Consider the following 23,384-nt stretch of genomic DNA (forward strand, 5'->3'; position numbering starts at 1 on the left):
TTAAATGCATCCAAAAAATTGTTGTAAAAGTGAAAACCGCTGAGATAATTGCCTTCTACATGACGATTTCACGGGACTGCCTCGGAATAGTTTTTAGTTGTCTATTATTTCAGTAATTTATCATCGGATTAGAGTTTTTTTATTTTAAGATTCAAACAGTACTCCCAATATTGATATCGGAAGCATCTTTTTGTGACTACCGCAGGTTACAATTATGGTACTTATCGTATATATTATAGTATTTTAACGCCACCATGAATACCATGAAACTCCCTAATAAGCGTATACTGCTATTCCTATTGCCGGTTTTATTGTCTTATTCAGCCCTAGCACAGACTACAGAAGACTGTGCTGACGGATCAGATAATGACCTGGATGGATTTGTCGATTGTTTTGATTCAGATTGTTCAGGCAGCGCGAGTTGTACAGATTTCTTCTTTGGAAACTCTGTGGTTTGTGCGGATGAGCCTACGGATAATCCCAACTTCAGTATCCGGGTACAATGGGGTTCAGACGACCAAACAGCCAATAGTCACGCTACACCTGCAGTAGGGGATATTGATCAGGATGGTACTCCTGAGGTGTTGGCAACGAATAAACAACAAAACAAATACACCGTACTGGATGGCGTTACCGGTGCTACGGAGTATGTGGTCAACTTATCATTTCAACCAGAGAACACATTGGTTATAGGGGATGTGACTGGCGATGAGTGTGCGGAAGTATTCGTCAATGAGGATAAGGGAGACGGTGACATAGCAGCCTTCGATTGTGAAGGAAATCAAATCTGGACAGCTAAAGTGGGAGATAAAGTTGGCCTAATGGGAATTGCGGATTTCAATGGTGATGGTACTGCAGAACTATACTATGCGGATGAAATCAGAGATGCTGCAACCGGAGCAGTGATTATCGGAGAGAGTGGCAACATGGAGGTTGATTTTGTCCATGGTTCTCTTGCGGTAGATATCCTCGATGACGCGGCATGTGCCGACTGTTCCGGACTGGAATTGATCACGGGTAATGAGATTTATTCAATCAATATCGGAACGGGCACCAAAACTTTGGTAAGGGACATGAATGACGATCTTGCCGCTCTCGGCGAAACCGGAACTTATCACCCAAAATATTACCCGAACTGGGGCGGTGAAAACTGGTCCGCAGTTTCGGTAGCTGACTTCAACCTTGACGGAACAATGGATGTACTCATGCCTGGAGCTTTTGGAAGTGACTATGGCGATCCAACTACAATCTTCTTTTGGGATGTGGCAAATGAGGATGTGAAAATGTATGCTGACCCTACTAACGATCACCCAAGAGGCACAGGACGAATCAATATTGCGGATGTTGACGGTGACGGATTTCTGAATGCCAACTACGTGTCGGACCAAAAACTCTATTCGCTGGAATTGGATCAGGTCACTGGAGATCTGGTACCACATTGGATCAAAGGTATCAGAGAAGGGTCTTCAGGATTTACCGGTTGTACCCTTTTCGACTTTGATGGGGATGGCGATGCAGAAACGGTTTATCGAAGTGAAAGTCAATTATTGATCATTGATGGAACTGATGGAAGCACTAGAAATAGTGCTACTTGTATTTCAAGGACTCAAGAAGAATATCCAATTATTGCAGACGTTGATGGTGATGCTGCCAGTGAGATTTGTGTAACCTGTTATACCAGTGATGCATTGAGCTTTAGCCCTTACAGCAACACGCAGTTTTCACACGTAAGAATTTTTGAATCAGACGGTGAAGTGTGGCAGCCGTCAAGGACGGTATGGAATCAGCACGGTTATTACAACGTAAACATTGATGATGACCTGACTGTACCTGCCAATCAACAAAATCACACCGCGATCTTTAGTAGTGTTGATTGCGAAACTGGAACTGTCACAGAGGATCAACGTCCATTGAATAGCTTTCTTACCCAGTCTACTATTCTGGAAGCTGATGGTTGTCCTTCATTCGTATCTCCTGATATCAACTTATTGCCAAGCCCTTTGAGTGCGACACAATCTGCTTGTCCCGAGACGAGTTTCGACGTGACCTTCACCATCAGAAATGATGGAGATACGGATCTCTCAGGCACCCTACCTGTTGCTTTTTATAGTGGCGATCCAACTACCGCTGACGGTACCCTGGTTGACACGTACATTCATACCCTGAACAACTTCACCATAGGTTCTACGGAAACTATCACTGCTACCGTTGAAGGCCCCGGTGGAGACTTTGAGCTTTTCATTGTTATCAATAATAGTGGAAGTGAGCCACCAATCACACTTGGAACAGCTAGTATCCCAGAATGCGAAACAGATAATAACATGACTAGTCTTGATGTGACAGCTGACACATTTACTCTGACCGCAAACGTGGTTTCGAACAATGAACGATGCGTTACCACCGTCCCTGACAATGGTGAGTTTGAGGCCTTCTTTGAAGGTACTATCGGTGGTGGCCTGGGCACAATCTATCTGGAAACATTTGATGATCTGGCCGTAGGAACTTCCAGCGATAATGGCACAACTGCCTGGAGTAGAACAGAAGCTAATAATACAGATTTCGCTGCAGTTAGTACTGACATAGGAAGTAATGCGTTTGAAGCCAACGATACTGATGGAAATGTTAACTGGAGATCTCAGACCATCGACATTTCAAATTTTACGGATGTTTCATTCACTGCTGATATAACGGCATCCAGTAACCAGGAAGCCAGTGGTAGTTTTGTCGACAGGGTGAGAGTCTTCTATTCTATTGATGGTGGTTCGGAAGTCAGAATTTTCAATGAGTCAGGAAGTTTTGGTTTCATGCAAGCCTCTGTCTCGGGATTGAATGGAAGTACTTTGGACATTCGAGTCCGCATGTCCAACACAGGGAATAATGAAAGTTACTATCTGGACAATGTTAATGTTTCCGGAACCGAACAAGCACAGACAGGTATCTTCACAGAAGCAGAAGGATTTGAGTTTTTCTGGTACAATGAGGGAGATTATTCGACATTAATTCATCAAGGAAGTAGTTTCACAGGAGCTCCTTCAGGAACATATGATGTATTTGGTCTTGCCACAGCATCTAACTGTTTTTCAGACACATTGACCCTTACAATTGCAGAGCAAATCCCTGAAGCATTTACCGTGATTGGAACGGAAGTGAGCCCACTGACAGATTGTGTCACTCCTGATGGAGAAGCTGCAGCTTTGGTGCAGGAACCAGATGGAACTGAAACAACCACTGGCTATAACTTTACGTGGTTCAATAGTACAGATACGAGCACCCCAATTGCCACGGGAACAACCCTTTCCAACGCCAATGCAGGGACTTACCTGATTCGCGCTATCAGTGAAGTTACTGGTTGTGAAGAAGAAGCCACCGTCGAGATTACTACCAGTCAGACCCCTACCCCCACTCCACAGGTGGTAAGTCAAACACAAGTTACCAGTTGTACAGACACAGACACAGGTTCGATCACCGTGGATGTCAACGGATCTACTTCGGGCTTCACCTTCGAATGGTACGATGGTTCTTCCGTGGGCCCTACGCCCGATTTTTCTGGAACAGACGCAACTGGCGCCACTTACAGTGGATTAGAAGTAGGCTTTTATACCGTAGTAGCAATAAATGCTACAAGTTGTGAATCTGCTCCGCTTGTGGTTGAAATTACTTCCACGGTTGAATTCCCTAGCCCGACTGCAACCGAAACCCAGGCCAATACCTCCTGTGAAAATGCAGATGGAATCGCCACCGCAGATGCAGATGGCGCAGGTACCATAGCAGGATTTGACTTTGAGTGGTATGCCGGCGAAAACACATTATCAGAGAACAGGCTTCCTGCTGCGATCACAGGTACTAGCCTGTCTAACAGTGATTCACAGGCTGAAGGATTACCTAGTGGTACATACACAGTAGTAGTTACTAATTCAACTACTGGCTGTTCGGCTCAAACTACAGTTGATGTGTCTGATAACTTCACCGAACCAACTTTTACCTTATTTAATTCGGTCGATACTGATGAATCAATGACAATGGGTAGTACCGGTTACATGGAAATCCCACAAATGTTTGGAACCGGAAATCCCGTAACTAACGCCGTTACCATCTCTTATTGGGCCAACTTAACCGCTAGTAACTATTCTAGTGATCACCGAGTGTTCTCTTCAGGATCAACCGGGGAAAATCAAGTATTACTTTGGTCTGACAATCACGATGGACTTGCCTTTGTCGTGAAAACACAAGGTGACGGTAGTCGTGGAAGAATCAACAGTTCTTATTCTGCTACTGGATGGACACAGGTGGTCGGTACCTGGGATGGCACAACAGGCGAAATGAAAATGTATGCCAATGGCGTAGAGATTGGATCGACAACTTATGTTGGAACTGGTGTACTTATCAATACAGGTAACACCATGCGAATTGGTAGAGACCTAAGCTCTTCAAAGAAATTCCAGGGTGAAATCGATGAAGTTAGAATTTACGATAAGGCCCTTTCTGCAGCTGAGATTGTAGAGCAGATGTGTAGAGAATTGGATGGAAGTGAAGATGGTCTCGTAGGATACTGGAACTTCAATGCTTCAAATGTTTCTGGCACCACCATTCCAAACACGGCCTCTTCTGCTAATATCACCACTCCTTCTGATTATGATGGTACCGCTATCAATTCGAGTGATATTACTTACACAACTGCCGATATTGTTTGTCCGGTTTCCACTGCGACCAACAACACTAGTTGTGACGCGGGCAATCCTAATGGTGTCATTGATATCTCTTCATCAGTGGATCCCGGTACTGACATGGACACTTACACATTCAGTTTGTATTCCGGATTCAGTACAAGCACCTTGCTTGCCTCAAATTCTACGGGGGTATTCAGCGGTTTAGCTGGTGGATTTTACACAGTTACAGCATTGAGCACCACTTCTGAATGTATTACGGTACCCGCCACTGTTTCACTAGCAGATGTTCCGGACTTGCCGAACATCAGTACATCTACTACAGATGACGAATACTGTGTCAATGGCAATGGTACCATAACGGTCACTTCCACGTCATCAGGAGACGAACCAAGCAGTTATACTTACGAGATATTTGACGGTGCTAATACAACAACTTTATTACAAACTGTAAACATCACTGATGGAAGTGCAGGCACAACATTTACCGATCTCGAGGATGGTACTTACAGGATCAGAGTCACTAATGATGACCTCACTTGTAATGATTTTGTAGATGTTGTGGTTGGAGACAATACAACAACACCGACATTCTCCTCTTCTTCGGCTTTTGATAACAATTCATGTGATGTACCACGAGGTTCAGCAAGCGTACAAGTATCAGGAGATAATCTAGCTACCAATCATACTTTCAGGTGGTATCTGGGGGATGTAGTTGATGCAGCCAATCTTATCAGTGATGAGACAGGTAGCAGTCTAGACAGCCTTGGAGAAACCAGTTTCGAGGGTACCGTAACACTTACTGATAATGCTTATACGGTAGTTGCTGTAAACGCTACAACTGGATGCGTCTCAGATCCAATTACTCTTAGAGTCAATGATGATCCACTTTTCCCTAATATTTCATTAACGGAAGTTCAGGCCGACATCAATTGTTCGGCAAGCACCGGAACAGGACAGCTGTCAGCTGAAGCTGAAGATCCAAGTAACGCTGGAGTCTTTGAAACAGAACCTACCTTTTCATTTACCTGGTGGGCAGAAACAGATACTGATCCCGTTACAGGAACTCAGGTAGGTGATAGCAATACCACTCCTGACACGTTAAGTGCTGGCACTTACACTGTAGTGGTGGTTTATGAAGCTTTCGAATGTAGCAATTCAGAAAGTATTGTTCTTAGCAGTGATACAGACGAGCCCGTGATCTCGCTTGGAAATATTAGCACTACCATCAATACAACCTGTGATCCTGCTGCATATACTGGTTTAGCGGATGCAACAGCTGCTAACGCCGTAACTGGCGGATCTGGAAATTATACTTACTCATGGGCGTCAATAGATGCTCCTTCTACTGAAATTGATAGTGATGGTGTTTTAAGTGGAGTTGCCGGTGGATCCTACATTTTAACGGTTTCAGATACTGATACTGGATGTCCTGCTACTGGAACAGTCACTGTGACTATAGGTGAAACTTTACCAACAGTCAATGCTGTAGCATCTAACTTGATAGATAACACCGTCTGTGATGGAACAAACAATGATGCTGGTGATCTGGATGCCAATGGCTCCATTACCTTCACTCCATCTACTACCAATAATGTATCGGCTACTACCGCCGCTGCCAGTTCTTATACATTCTCTTTAGCTACAGCAGGTGGAACTGACATTTCCAATGGTGGGACACATAATTCAGTAATCGTTTCTTACTCCACAACTGGATCTACTACTACCGTAACTGGACTCTCCGGTGGCAACTATGTCATGACCATCACCGATGCTGATAACACCTGTGATCTCGAACATGCCTTCACAATCAATGACGATGACACACAATTACCCGTTATTACTGTCGGCAATATCACAACTACCGATAATAGCACTTGTGATAATACTGTATTCAATGGTCAAGCTGATGCTTCCGCTGCAAATGTCGTTGCAGGTGGAACCGGTGATTACCGATTTGAGTGGGCAACTGCTGCGACTCCCGGCACAGTGATCGATAATGATAATATTCTTAATGATGTTGCAGGTGGAGAATATATTCTAACGGTTATCGATGATCAGACTGGGTGTATTTCCGCATCTGAAAGCGTAACTATTGGCGAGACCTTACCGACGATTAATCCGGTCGTTTCCAATCAAGTAGACAACACCGTCTGTGATGGAACGAACAACGATGCAGGTGATCTGGATGCCAATGGTACCATTACTTTCACCCCTACTACTACGGATAATGTTGCCGCAACTACCGCTGCGGCTACTTCTTATACCTTCTCATTGTCCACTGCTGGGGGAACGGCTATCGCTAATGGAGGAACACATAATTCCGTAACTGTATCGTATAATACCACCGGTTCATCTTCTACTGTGACTGGACTTTCTGGTGGTAACTACATCATGACCATCACCGATGCTGATAACACCTGTGACCTGGAACATTCATTTACCATTGCTGATGATGATACGGAACTACCCGTCATTACGGTCGGGAACATCTCCACTACTGATAATACTACTTGTGACAATACTTCATTCACCGGTCAAGCTGATGCTTCCGCTGCTAATGTGGTTGCGGGAGGAACTGGTGATTACCGATTCGAGTGGGCTACTGACGCGGCGCCTGGTACAGTCATCGATAATGACAATGTCTTGAACGGTGTAGAAGGTGGTGATTATATCCTTACCGTCATTGACGACCAAACAGGTTGTATCTCCGCTTCTGTCGATGTAACCGTCGGGGAAACGCTACCTACCGTCAATCCGGTCGTTTCCAATCAAGTAGACAACACCGTCTGTGACGGAACAAACAATGATGCAGGTGATCTGGATGCCAATGGTACCATTACTTTCACGCCAACTACCACCGACAATGTAGCGGCTACTACCGCTGCAGCCACGTCTTATACTTTCGCATTGTCCACTGCTGGTGGAACAGATATTGCTAATGGAGGAACACATAATTCCGTAATTGTATCGTATAATACCACCGGTTCATCTTCTACTGTAACTGGACTTTCTGGTGGTAACTACATCATGACCATCACCGATGCTGATAACACCTGTGATCTCGAACATGCCTTTACCATTGCCGATGATGATACCGAACTACCTGTCATTACGGTCGGGAACATCACCACTTCTGATAACACTACTTGTGACAATACTTCATTCACCGGTCAAGCTGATGCTTCCGCTGCTAATGTGGTTGCGGGAGGAACTGGTGATTACCGATTCGAGTGGGCCACTGCCGCGGCGCCTGGTACAGTCATCGATAATGACAATGTCTTGAACGGTGTAGAAGGTGGTGATTATATCCTTACCGTCATTGACGACCAAACAGGTTGTATTTCCGCTGCTGTAGACGTAACCGTCGGGGAAACGCTACCTACCGTCAATCCGGTCGTTTCCAATCAAGTGGACAACACCGTCTGTGACGGAACAAACAATGATGCCGGTGATCTGGATGCCAATGGTTCCATTACTTTCACGCCAACTACCACCGACAATGTAGCGGCTACTACCGCTGCAGCCACGTCTTATACTTTCGCATTGTCCACTGCTGGTGGAACAGCTATCACTAATGGTGGAACACATGATGCTGTCGTGGTAACTTACACCACAACCGGTTCATCTTCTATCGTAAGCGGACTTTCTGGTGGTAACTACATCATGACCATCACCGATGCTGATAACACCTGTGATCTCGAACATGCCTTTACCATCGCTGATGATGATACCGAACTACCCGTCATTACGGTCGGAAACATCTCCACTACTGATAACACTACTTGTGACAATACGGCTTTCAATGGTGAAGCCGATGCGTCTGCTGCTAATGTCGTTGTGGGTGGAACCGGTGACTATCGATTCGAATGGGCCACCGCTGCGGCGCCTGGTACAGTCATCGATAATGACAATGTCTTGAACGGTGTAGAAGGTGGTGATTATATCCTTACCGTCATTGACGACCAAACAGGTTGTATCTCCGCTGCTGTAGACGTAACCGTCGGTGAAACGCTACCTACGGTCAATCCGGTCGTTTCCAATCAAGTGGACAACACCGTCTGTGACGGAACAAACAATGATGCCGGTGATCTGGATGCCAATGGTACCATTACTTTCACGCCAACTACCACCGACAATGTAGCGGCTACTACCGCTGCAGCCACGTCTTATACTTTCGCATTGTCCACTGCTGGTGGAACAGCTATCGCTAATGGTGGAACACATGATGCTGTCGTGGTAACTTACACCACAACCGGTTCATCTTCTACCGTAACTGGACTTTCAGGCGGAAACTACATTATGACCATCACCGATGCTGATAACACCTGTGATCTCGAACATGCCTTTACCATAGCCGATGATGATACCGAACTACCCGTTATTACGGTCAGCAACATCACTACTTCCGAAAACATTACTTGTGACAATACTTCATTCACCGGTCAAGCTGATGCTTCTGCTGTTAACGTAGTTGCAGGTGGAACTGGCGATTACCGATTCGAGTGGGCTACTGCCGCGGCGCCTGGTACAGTCATCGATAATGACAATGTCTTGAACGGTGTAGAAGGTGGTGATTATATCCTTACTGTAATTGACGACCAAACAGGTTGTATTTCCGCTGCTGTAGTCGTAACCGTCGGGGAAACGCTACCTACCGTCAATCCGGTCGTTTCCAATCAAGTGGACAACACCGTCTGTGACGGAACAAACAATGATGCAGGTGATCTGGATGCCAATGGTACCATTACTTTCACGCCAACTACCACCGACAATGTAGCGGCTACTACCGCTGCAGCCACGTCTTATACTTTCGCATTGTCCACTGCTGGTGGAACAGCTATTGCTAATGGAGGAACACATAATTCCGTAATTGTATCGTATAATACCACCGGTTCATCTTCTACTGTAACTGGACTTTCTGGTGGTAACTACATCATGACCATCACGGATGCCGATAACACCTGTGATCTCGAACATGCCTTTACCATCGCTGATGATGATACCGAACTACCTGTCATTACCGTCGGCAACATCACCACTACTGATAATACTACTTGTGACAATACGGCTTTCAATGGTGAAGCCGATGCATCTGCTGCTAATGTCGTTGCGGGTGGAACCGGTGACTATCGATTCGAATGGGCTACTGCCGCGGCGCCTGGTACAGTCATCGATAATGACAATGTCTTGAACGGTGTAGAAGGTGGTGATTATATCCTTACCGTCATTGACGACCAAACAGGTTGTATTTCCGCTTCTGTTGACGTAACCGTCGGGGAAACGCTACCTACCGTCAATCCGGTCGTTTCCAATCAAGTAGACAACACCGTCTGTGACGGAACGAACAATGATGCAGGTGATCTGGATGCCAATGGTTCCATTACTTTCACGCCAACTACCACCGACAATGTAGCGGCTACTACCGCTGCAGCCACGTCTTATACTTTCGCATTGTCCACTGCTGGTGGAACAGCTATCACTAATGGTGGAACACATGATGCTGTCGTGGTAACTTACACCACAACCGGTTCATCTTCTATCGTAAGCGGACTTTCTGGTGGTAACTACATCATGACCATCACCGATGCTGATAACACCTGTGATCTCGAACATGCCTTTACCATAGCTGATGATGATACCGAACTACCCGTCATTACGGTCGGCAACATCTCCACTTCTGATAACACTACTTGTGACAATACTTCATTCACCGGTCAAGCTGATGCTTCTGCTGTTAACGTAGTTGCAGGTGGAACTGGCGATTACCGATTTGAATGGGCCACCGCTGCGGCGCCTGGTACAGTCATCGATAATGACAATGTCTTGAACGGTGTAGAAGGTGGTGATTATATCCTTACTGTAATTGACGACCAAACAGGTTGTATCTCCGCTTCTGTCGATGTAACCGTCGGGGAAACGCTACCTACCGTCAATCCGGTCGTTTCCAATCAAGTGGACAACACCGTCTGTGACGGAACAAACAATGATGCCGGTGATCTGGATGCCAATGGTACCATTACCTTCACCCCCACTACCACCGACAATGTAGCGGCTACTACCGCTGCAGCCACGTCTTATACTTTCGCATTGTCCACTGCTGGTGGAACAGCTATCACTAATGGTGGAACACATAATGCTGTCGTGGTAACTTATACCATAACCGGTTCATCTTCTACCGTAACTGGACTTTCAGGCGGAAACTACATCATGACCATCACCGATGCCGACAACACCTGTGATCTCGAACATGCCTTTACCATAGCCGATGATGATACCGAACTACCCGTTATTACGGTCGGCAACATCACTACTTCCGATAACACTACTTGTGACAATACTTCATTCACCGGTCAAGCTGATGCTTCTGCTGTTAACGTAGTTGCAGGTGGAACTGGCGATTACCGATTCGAGTGGGCCACTGCCGCAGCTCCTGGTACAGTCATCGATAATGACAATGTCCTGAACGGTGTTGAAGGTGGTGATTATATCCTTACCGTCATTGACGACCAAACAGGTTGTATTTCCGCTTCTGTTGACGTAACTGTCGGGGAAACGCTACCTACGGTCAATCCGGTGGTTTCCAATCAAGGAGACAACACCGTCTGTGACGGAACGAACAATGATGCAGGTGATCTGGATGCCAATGGTACCATTACCTTCACCCCTACTACTACGGACAATGTTGCAGCTACTACCGCTGCAGCCACGTCTTATACTTTCGCATTGTCCACTGCTGGTGGAACAGCTATCGCTAATGGTGGAACACATAATGCTGTCGTGGTAACTTACACCACAACCGGTTCATCTTCTATCGTAACCGGACTTTCTGATGGTAACTACATCATGACCATCACGGATGCCGATAACACCTGTGATCTCGAACATGCCTTTACCATCGCTGATGATGATACCGAACTACCTGTCATTACCGTCGGCAACATCACCACTACTGATAATACTACTTGTGACAATACGGCTTTCAATGGTGAAGCCGATGCATCTGCTGCTAATGTCGTTGCGGGTGGAACCGGTGACTATCGATTCGAATGGGCTACTGCCGCGGCGCCTGGTACAGTCATCGATAATGACAATGTCTTGAACGGTGTAGAAGGTGGTGATTATATCCTTACCGTCATTGACGACCAAACAGGTTGTGTTTCCGCTTCTGTTGACGTAACCGTCGGGGAAACGCTACCTACCGTCAATCCGGTCGTTTCCAATCAAGTAGACAACACCGTCTGTGACGGAACGAACAATGATGCAGGTGATCTGGATGCCAATGGTACCATTACCTTCACCCCTACTACTACGGACAATGTTGCAGCTACTACCGCTGCAGCCACGTCTTATACTTTCGCATTGTCCACTGCTGGTGGAACAGCTATCGCTAATGGTGGAACACATAATGCTGTCGTGGTAACTTACACCACAACCGGTTCATCTTCTATCGTAACCGGACTTTCTGGTGGTAACTACATCATGACCATCACCGATGCTGATAACACCTGTGATCTCGAACATGCCTTTACCATAGCTGATGATGATACCGAACTACCTGTCATTACCGTCGGCAACATCACCACTACTGATAATACTACTTGTGACAATACGGCTTTCAATGGTGAAGCCGATGCATCTGCTGCTAATGTCGTTGCGGGTGGAACCGGTGACTATCGATTCGAATGGGCCACCGCTGCGGCTCCTGGAACAGTCATTGATAATGACAATGTCTTAAATGATGTAGATGGAGGTGATTATATCCTTACTGTAATTGACGACCAAACAGGTTGTATCTCCGCTTCTGTCGATGTAACTGTCGGTGAAACGCTACCTACAGTCAATCCGGTCGTTTCCAATCAAGTGGACAACACCGTTTGTGACGGAACAAACAATGATGCAGGTGATCTGGATGCCAATGGCACCATTACCTTCACCCCTACTACCACGGACAATGTAGCGGCTACTACCGCTGCAGCCACGTCTTATACTTTCGCATTGTCCACTGCTGGTGGAACGGCTATCGCTAATGGTGGAACACATGATGCTGTCGTGGTAACTTACACCACAACCGGTTCATCTTCTACCGTAACTGGACTTTCAGGCGGAAACTACATCATGACCATCACCGATGCCGACAACACCTGTGATCTCGAACATGCCTTTACCATAGCTGATGATGATACCGAACTACCCGTCATTACGGTCGGCAACATCACTACTTCCGATAACACTACTTGTGACAATACGGCTTTCAATGGTGAAGCCGATGCGTCTGCTGCTAATGTAGTTGCGGGTGGAACCGGTGACTATCGATTCGAATGGGCTACTGCCGCGGCGCCTGGTACAGTCATCGATAATGACAATGTCTTGAACGGTGTAGAAGGTGGTGATTATATCCTTACCGTCATTGACGACCAAACAGGTTGTATCTCCGCTTCTGTCGATGTAACCGTCGGGGAAACGCTACCTACGGTCAATCCGGTGGTTTCCAATCAAGGAGACAACACCGTCTGTGACGGAACGAACAATGATGCAGGTGATCTGGATGCCAATGGTACCATTACCTTCACCCCTACTACTACGGACAATGTTGCAGCTACTACCGCTGCAGCCACGTCTTATACTTTCGCATTGTCCACTGCTGGTGGAACAGCTATCGCTAATGGTGGAACACATAATGCTGTCGTGGTAACTTACACCACAACCGGTTCATCTTCTATCGTAACCGGACTTTCTGGTGGTAACTACATCATGACCATCACGGATGCCGATAACACCTGTGATCTCGAACATGCATTTACCATCGCTGATGATGATACCGAACTACCTGTCATTACCGTCGGCAACATCACCACTACTGATAATACTACTTGTGACAATACGGCTTTCAATGGTGAAGCCGATGCATCTGCTGCTAATGTCGTTGCGGGTGGAACCGGTGACTATCGATTCGAATGGGCCACCGCTGCGGCTCCTGGAACAGTCATTGATAATGACAATGTCTTGAATGATGTAGATGGAGGTGATTATATCCTTACTGTAATTGACGACCAAACAGGTTGTATCTCCGCTTCTGTCGACGTAACCGTCGGGGAAACTTTACCAGTTATTGATGCTAATGTAACAGCCCAGGCAGATAATACGATTTGCGATACTTCAAACAATGGTGCATTGGACCCTGATGCCAACGGTAGTATCACTTTTGCTCCTTTAACAGGGGTCACTTCTTCAAATAACTACACATTCGCTCTTGAAACTGCCGGCGGAACGGCCATCAATGATGGAGACGCCTATCTCGGTGCTACAGTAAATTATGATGACGATGCCACTGGCTCCACTTCTACTACTGTCACTGGTTTATCAGGAGGCAATTATGTCATAACCATTACCGATCTGGACAATCAATGCACCAATGAACATGCATTTACTATCGCAAATGATGATACAGACGTTCCGGTCATCACATTAGGAAATATCAGCATAACCCAAAATGTCACTTGTGATAATACGGCATACACGGGCCAGGCAGATGCGTCAGGTGCTACTGCTGTTACCGGTGGAACCGGTGATTATCGATATGAGTGGGCCACGGCCGCAGCTCCAGGAACAGTAATTGATAATGATGCCATTCTTGATGGTGTCGCCGGTGGTGAATACATTTTCACTGTAATCGATGATCAAACCGGATGTGTTTCTGTAGCTCAGAACGTTACTATTGGTGAAACCTTACCCACCGTAAATCCAGTAGTCTCAGCACAGGCGGATAACACTGTCTGTGACGGAACGAACAATGACGCAGGAGATCTTGATGCTAACGGTACCATTACTTTCACCCCTACCACTACGGATAATGTAGCAGCCACAACAGCTGCAGCTTCGTCCTATTCATACTCCTTAGCTACTGCCGGAGGAACAGCAATTGCAAATGGAAGTACCTTCAATTCGGTTTTGATCTCCTACTCCATCGTCGGGTCGACCTCAACCATTACTGGGCTTTCCGGAGGGAATTATATCATGACCATTACCGATGCAGATAATACCTGTGACCTGGAATATGCGTTTACAATCGCCGATGATGATTCGGAATTACCTGAAATTACTTTAGGAAATATCAGCATTACTCAAAACGTAACTTGTGACAATTCAGCTTATACGGGTGCAGCTGATGCATCAGGGGCTACGGCAGTAACGGGAGGTACAGGTGACTATCGATATGAGTGGGCCACTGCTGCCGCTCCAGGTACCGTAATCGACAATGATGCCATTCTGAATAATGTGGCTGGTGGTGATTACATCTTCACGGTTATCGACGATCAAACGGGTTGTGTTTCTGCCTCAGAAAGTGTCACTATTGGAGAAACCTTACCAACCGTCAATCCTGTTGTTTCAGCTCAAGCGGACAACACAGTATGTGATGGTTCTAATAATGACGCAGGTGATTTAGATGCCAATGGTACGATCACCTTCACCCCTACCACTACCGATAACGTTGCAGCTACTACGGCCGCGGCCTCTTCTTACACATTTGCATTGTCTACTTCTGGAGGAACAGCTATCGCTAATGGAGCTACTCATAATTCAGTTGTGGTATCATACACAACCACAGGATCGAGTACCATCGTTACCGGACTTTCGGGAGGAAATTATATCATGACGATTACAGATGCGGATAATACCTGTGATCTGGAGCACGCATTTACCTTAAATGATGATGATACCGAACTACCAGTCATTACGGTCGGTAACATAACATTAACTCAAAATGTCACTTGTGACAATACAGCTTATACTGGTGAGGCCGATGCTTCAGGGGCTACCGCTGTTACTGGCGGAACAGGTGATTACAGATATGAGTGGGCCACAGCCGCAGCTCCAGGCACTGTCATCGACAATGACGCCATTCTGAATAATGTAGCCGGCGGTGATTACATCTTCACGGTTATTGATGATCAAACAGGTTGTGTTTCAGCTTCTGAAAGCATAACGATCGGAGAAACCTTACCAACGGTGAATCCTGTTGTATCCAATCAAGTGGACAATACGGTCTGTGACGGGACGAACAATAATGCAGGTGATTTAGATGCCAATGGTACGATCACCTTCACCCCTACCACTACCAATAACGTTGCAGCTACTACGGCCGCGGCCTCTTCTTACACCTTCGCATTGTCTACTGCCGGAGGAACAGCTATCGCCAATGGAGCTACTCATAATTCAGTAGTGGTGTCATACACGACCACAGGATCGAGTACTATCGTTACCGGACTTTCCGGAGGTAATTACATCATGACGATTACAGATGCGGATAATACCTGTGATCTGGAACATGCATTTACCATCAATGATGATGATACTGAGTTACCAGTTATTACAGTCGGTAACATAGCAATTACTCCAAACACGACCTGTGATAATACTTCATTCACTGGACAGGCAAACGCATCTGGGGCTTCTGCCGTAACAGGTGGAACTGGTGATTACCGATATGAGTGGGCAACTGCTGCAACTCCTGGTACCGTAATCGATTCTGACGCCACGCTAAATGGTGTTGCGGGTGGTGATTATATCCTTACCGTCATAGATGACCAAACAGGTTGTGTCTCTGCTTCAGAAAGCGTTACTATCGGAGAAACACTGCCTGTCGTTGATGCCAACGTGACGGCTCAGGTTGATAATACGGTTTGTGACGGAACCAACAATGACGCGGCCGATCTGGATGCTAATGGTACCATTACCTTCGAACCGGAAACCGGTGGTGCTTCCTCTAACAATTACACATTCTCACTTGCTACCTCAGGGGGAACAACTATCAATGACGGAGATGCATTTCTTGGTGAAAATGTTAATTATGACGATGACGCGACTGGTTCAACGTCCACCACTGTAACTGGGCTTTCGGGAGGAAGCTTTGTGATGACAATTACAGATCAGGATAATCAATGTACAGTTGAACATGCCTTTTCCATCGCTGATGATGATACACAACTACCAACAATTGCTGTCGGAAGTATTGCGATTACTCCAAATACCACGTGTGATAATACTTCGTTCACTGGACAAGCAAACGCATCCGGGGCTTCTGCTGTAACAGGCGGAACTGGTGATTACCGATACGAGTGGGCTACTGCTGCTGCTCCTGGTACAGTGATTGATAATGACGCCACTTTAAACGGCGTTGCCGGAGGTGAGTATATTCTTACCGTAATTGATGACCAAACTGGCTGTGTTTCTGCATCCCAAAATGTTACTATCGGAGAAGTCCTTCCTGTTGTCGATGCTAACGTAACTGCTCAGGTGGACAATACCGTTTGTGATGGAACCAACAATGACGCGGCCGATCTGGATGCCAATGGCACAATTACCTTCGAACCTGAAACCGGTGGAGCTTCCTCTAACAACTACACATTCTCACTTGCTACGGCAGGAGGAACGACCATCAATGATGGGGATAATTACCTTGGTGTAGCAGTAAGTTACGATGATGATGCAACCGGATCTACTTCTACTGTGGTTACCGGATTATCCGGAGGAAACTATGTGATGACGGTAACCGATCAGGATAATCAGTGTACAGTTGAACATGCCTTTTCCATCGCTGATGATGACACGGAACTACCATCAATTTCAGTTGGTAATATTGCTATAACGCAAAACTCCACTTGTGACAATACTTCTTTCACTGGACAAGCAAACGCATCCGGGGCTTCTGCCGTAACAGGCGGAACCGGTGATTACCGATACGAATGGGCTACTGCAGCAACCCCTGGAACAGTAATTGACAATGACGCCATTCTTAATGGTGTTGCGGGGGGTGAGTACATCCTTACCGTAATCGACGATCAAACGGGTTGTGTTTCTGCTTCACAGAATGTAACTATCGGAGAAACACTACCGGTTGTTGATCCAAACGTGACCGCTCAGGAAGACAATACCGTTTGTGATGGGACGAACAACGATGCGGCCGATCTCGATGCCAATGGATCCATCACATTTACACCGCTGACAGGAGTATCTTCTTCTAATAATTACACCTTCTCACTTGAAACAGATGCTGGTGCAGCTATTGCTGATGGTGGTTCTCACCTTGGTGTTACGGTCAGCTATGATGACGATGCGACAGGATCTACTGCCACTACTGTTACCGGATTATCAGGAGGTAATTATGTAATGACAATAACTGATCAGGATAATCAGTGTACTGTTGAGCACGCGTTTACTATCGCTGACGATGATACTAATTTGCCCACAATTACAGTAGGAAATATTACCATTACTGAAAATGTGACCTGTAATGGCGCAGCATTCACCGGTCAAGCTGATGCTTCGGGTGCCACCGCGGTTACCGGTGGTACAGGAGATTACCGATACGAATGGGCTACAGCGGCGGCTCCTGGTACTGTCATTGATAATGATGCTGTACTAAATGGCGTTGCTGGTGGCGATTATATCCTTACCGTGATCGATGATCAAACTGGTTGCGTTTCTGCTACTACCGATGTAACCATTGGAGAAACTTTGCCAACCGTCAACCCTGTCGTCTCTGCTCAAGCGGATAATACGGTCTGTGATGGAACAAACAATGATGGATCCGACCTGGATGCCAATGGTACCATTACCTTCACGCCTACTACTACGGACAATGTTGCAGCAACTACCGCAGCAGCTTCCTCTTACACTTTCGCATTGAGCACCGCTGGCGGTACTTCCATCGCAAATGGTGGAACGCATAATACGGTAGTCGTTTCTTACAGCACGACTGGTTTGACTTCTACCGTAACCGGACTTTCTGGTGGAAACTACATCATGACCATCACGGATGCTGATAATACCTGTGATCTGGAACATGCATTTACCATTGCCGATGACGATACCGACTTGCCTACCATCACAGTAGGAAATATTACCATTACTGAAAATGTAACCTGTAATGGCGCAGCATTCACCGGTCAAGCTGATGCTTCTGGTGCAACAGCAGTTACAGGTGGTACAGGAGACTATAGATACGAATGGGCTACAGCGGCAGCACCGGGTACGGTCATTGATAATGATGCTGTGCTAAATGGCGTTGCTGGTGGCGATTATATCCTTACCGTGATTGATGATCAAACGGGCTGTGCATCTGCTGCTACTGATGTAACCATTGGCGAAACTTTGCCAACCGTCAACCCTGTCGTCTCTGCTCAAGCGGATAACACCGTCTGTGACGGAACAAACAATGATGGATCCGACCTGGATGCCAATGGTACCATTACCTTCACGCCTACTACTACGGACAATGTTGCGGCAACTACTGCGGCAGCTTCCTCTTACACATTCTCCTTGAGTACTGCTGGTGGTACTGCCATCGCAAATGGTGGAACGCATAATACGGTAGTGGTTTCTTATGGTACTACTGGTTTGACTTCTACCGTGACAGGACTTTCAGGTGGTAACTACATCATGACCATCACCGATGCCGATAATACCTGTGATCTGGAACATGCATTTACTATCGCCGATGACGATACAGACTTACCTACCATCACGGTAGGAAATATAACCATCACTGAAAATGTGACCTGTAATGGCGCAGCATTCACCGGTCAAGCTGATGCTTCTGGTGCCACCGCGGTTACCGGTGGTACAGGAGATTACCGATACGAATGGGCTACAGCGGCGGCTCCTGGTACTGTCATTGATAATGATGCTGTGCTAAATGGCGTTGCTGGTGGCGATTATATCCTTACCGTGATCGATGATCAAACTGGTTGCGTTTCTGCTGCTACTGATGTAACCATTGGAGAAACTTTGCCAACGGTCAACCCTGTCGTCTCTGCTCAAGCGGATAACACGGTCTGTGACGGAACAAACAATGATGGATCCGACCTGGATGCCAATGGTACCATTACCTTCACGCCTACTACTACGGACAATGTTGCAGTAACTACCGCAGCAGCTTCCTCTTACACTTTCGCATTGAGCACCGCTGGCGGTACTGCTATCGCAAATGGTGGAACGCATAATACGGTAGTCGTTTCTTACAGCACGACTGGTTTGACTTCTACCGTAACCGGACTTTCTGGTGGAAACTACATCATGACCATCACGGATGCTGATAATACCTGTGATCTGGAACATGCATTTACCATTGCCGATGACGATACCGACTTGCCTACCATCACAGTAGGAAATATTACCATTACTGAAAATGTGACCTGTAATGGCGCAGCATTCACCGGTCAAGCTGATGCTTCTGGTGCTACAGCAGTTACAGGTGGTACAGGAGATTATCGATACGAGTGGGCTACGGCAGCTGCTCCTGGTACGGTCATTGATAATGATGCTGTGCTTAATGGCGTCGCTGGTGGCGATTATATCCTTACTGTGATTGATGATCAAACGGGTTGTGCATCTGCTGCTACCGATGTAACCATCGGAGAAACTTTACCAACCGTCAACCCTGTCGTTTCTGCTCAGGCGGATAATACCGTCTGTGATGGAACCAACAATGATGGATCCGACCTGGATGCCAATGGTACCATTACCTTCACCCCTACTACCACCGATAATGTTGCGGCAACTACTGCGGCAGCTTCCTCTTACACATTCGCCTTGAGTACTGCTGGTGGTACTGCAATCGCAAATGGTGGAACACATAATTCAGTAGTCGTTTCTTATGGCACTACTGGTTTGACTTCTACCGTGACAGGACTTTCAGGTGGCAACTACATCATGACCATTACCGATGCCGATAATACCTGTGATCTAGAACACGCATTTACTATAGCCGATGACGATACGGACTTGCCGATCATCACAGTAGGTAACATAGTGATTACACCAAATACTACTTGTGATAATACCGCTTATAATGGTCAAGCCGATGCTTCAGGGGCTACTGCGGTTACAGGTGGTACAGGAGACTATCGATACGAGTGGGCTACGGCGGCAGCGCCAGGTACGGTAATTGATTCAGATGCCATATTGAATAACGACGGTGCCGCTTCAACGACTGGTGTACCGGGAGGAAATTACATTCTTACAGTAATTGACGATCAAACAGGTTGTATTTCAGCTGTCCAAAGTGTGACCGTAGGCGAAACCTTGCCGACTATCACTATAAATACTACTCTGGATAGGAGCGACTTTGGTTGCTCCGGAACAAACACAGGTCAACTCACTGCGTCTGTTGCAGGCGGCTCTACAGGTTTCACATTGACCTGGTACAGTGGAACTTCAGCAAGCGGAACCGCAATCAATGCTGAGACGGATACCGATAATATCATATCAAATCTTTCTTCAGGGTTTTATACCGTCGAAGTTCAAAACAACACAACACTATGTACGGAGACTGAGACCATTGAAGTAACTTCTCAGACACTGACGCTGACACCCGTCACTACTTCAACCGATCAAACCACTTGTAATCTGGAAAATGGTGTGGCTGAAGTTACCAGCGTGACGGTGACCGGCACCCCTGTTGGAGCAACACCGACCTACAAGTACGATTGGTTCCTTGGAGCTACGCAACTGATCGAAGTGCCATTCGACAATCTAACTGGCACATTCGAAGAAGGTGAGGTAATTACATTTGGAGGCGGTGCTACTGCTACAATCGTCGTATTCGATAATTCGGGGTTGATTCTAGCGTCTGATCCATCAGGAGATATCGCGGATGATGAGACTATTTCAGGTGGCGCTTCTAGTGCAACAGCAGATGTCAATAGCTCAGCAAACATTACAACTACTGGTACTGAAGGGGTATCACAGTTGAACTTATTAACTGCTGGCACCTACTCTGTAATTGTCCGAGATACAGATTCCGGGTGCGAAACAAGTCGAACAGATATTGTAGTAAATGACGGCACTGCTGCTGCTCCAACGATCTCATTTACCAATATCACCATTCCTTCTTCTTGTGATGCTGCCGGCGGATCGATTCAAGGGTCTATAGCTGGTGGAACAGGGCCATTTATCTACAGATGGTATGAAGGTTCTGACGACTTTACTAATGATGATGATTTCTCAGAAGCGCTAACTAATGGGCAAGTGTTAGTTGGTGATGGAGGAGGAAACAACATTACTGTTGACAATACCACCCCTGTTCTCGGAAACCTGATCAGTGGACTTTACACCCTGGTAGTGGAGGATAACAGTGGTTGTAGAACGCAAGCTACCTACGACTTGCCATTCAATGGTATTCAGACAACTACGACACTTACCGTAACCAATGTAGATGAATGCCCTGACAATGGAGAAGCAACCGTGTCTCTTTCAGATAATGTTGAGGTTACGGTTGACAACTCCGGTCCTCGTACCACTACGCTTACCACTTTGGAAACTTTCACCGCAGCAGGTCCAGGTGGAGGTGCTACTGGTATCATTAGTAATGATGACGGAGCTACATTGGTCCAACTATCGATTTCTAGTGGTGGACTGGCTGCTGGAGATGTGATCACCGGAGATGATTCCGGGAATACGGTAACTGTTGTAAGTACTGCCAGTATCGGATATACTGCAGGACAGGCAGATGATATTTCTGAATACGTTGTATTCCTATATGCTGGTGATGGAGTTCCTGCAGATCGAACTGCAAGTTATACCATTACAAATAGTACAGGTGCGACATTGACTTTCCCTTATAAATACTTCCCGAAAACAGGAGAAATTGAAGACGGGGATGGTGGATCATTGGGTAACAATGGTGCTGTCGCCGCAGGAGGATCAGTTCAATTCACTGGACTGCCATCTGGCCCTTATACGGCTATCGCACAAGAGAATCCTTCAGCCGTTGCACCTACAACACAAACTTCTTTCGGAAGTACCGCAGAATGTTGGACTACCTCTGCTACAGAAGAGCTGATCCAGGAAGCTTATGATCCGATCATTACTTCATTCGATATTACAGATGATTCTTTCTGTGATTCTGATAATGGTTCTATTTCAGTAACCGTCATTGAAAATGCAGATGATGATCATCTGGAAAGTGGATTTACCTTCGAATGGAGAGTAAGCGGAAGTGGAACATTCTTCTTTACTCAGACGATACGAGGGTTTGGAACTGCTTTAACCACAGATTTCACAGCAACATCGACTACACCGGCAACTTTAGCTGCAGGTAATTACGAAGTGGTGATCACCCGTCATGAATCCACAGGTGCTGCATCCGGAAATGATATTGGTTGTTCTATTACAAGTCAAACTTTCACAGTTTCCGAAGATCTCGAGATTCATGAGGTTGAAACCGCTTCTATCACAAATACGAGCGATTGCTCACCGTTGAATGGTTCTGTTGAAATTACAGGTATCAATGACAATGGTACCACTAGCACGACTTTTAGTGATTATACTTTCCAATGGTCAATCTCTGGAGGGGCTTCTTTGTTTGTTATTCCTTTCGATGGAGGATCTGGCACATTTGAACCTGGTGAAACCATCACCATAGATGGTGGTGAAACAGCTACTGTTGTTGGAGTTGAAGCTACCTTCCTGACTGTTTCTGGACTATCAGGAACTATCTCGAATGATGAATCAATATCTGGTGGTACTTCGGGAGCATCAGGGGATGTTAACCATGCAGCGGATATCACTACAACCTCTGGTACAGTTGGTGGTAATGAAATAACAGGTTTAGAAGCTGCGACCTACGTCGTTTCTATTCAGGATCAGGCAGGATCAGGTTGTCCGAGTACTCCTAATTCATTCCAGGCAATTGTAGAAGATGAAACAGTCATACCT

General features: G+C 46.3%; 1 protein-coding gene. It reads left to right on the forward strand.

What is annotated here, in order from left to right; genetic code table 11:
* Positions 1–263: 263 nt before the first annotated feature.
* On the forward strand, positions 264–23,384 hold a 23,121-nt coding region (locus R8G66_04670; protein ID MDW3191629.1), incomplete at its 3' end, for a hypothetical protein.

The sequence above is a fragment of the Cytophagales bacterium genome (assembly GCA_033344775.1).
Classification (GTDB): Bacteria; Bacteroidota; Bacteroidia; order Cytophagales; family Cyclobacteriaceae; genus JAWPMT01.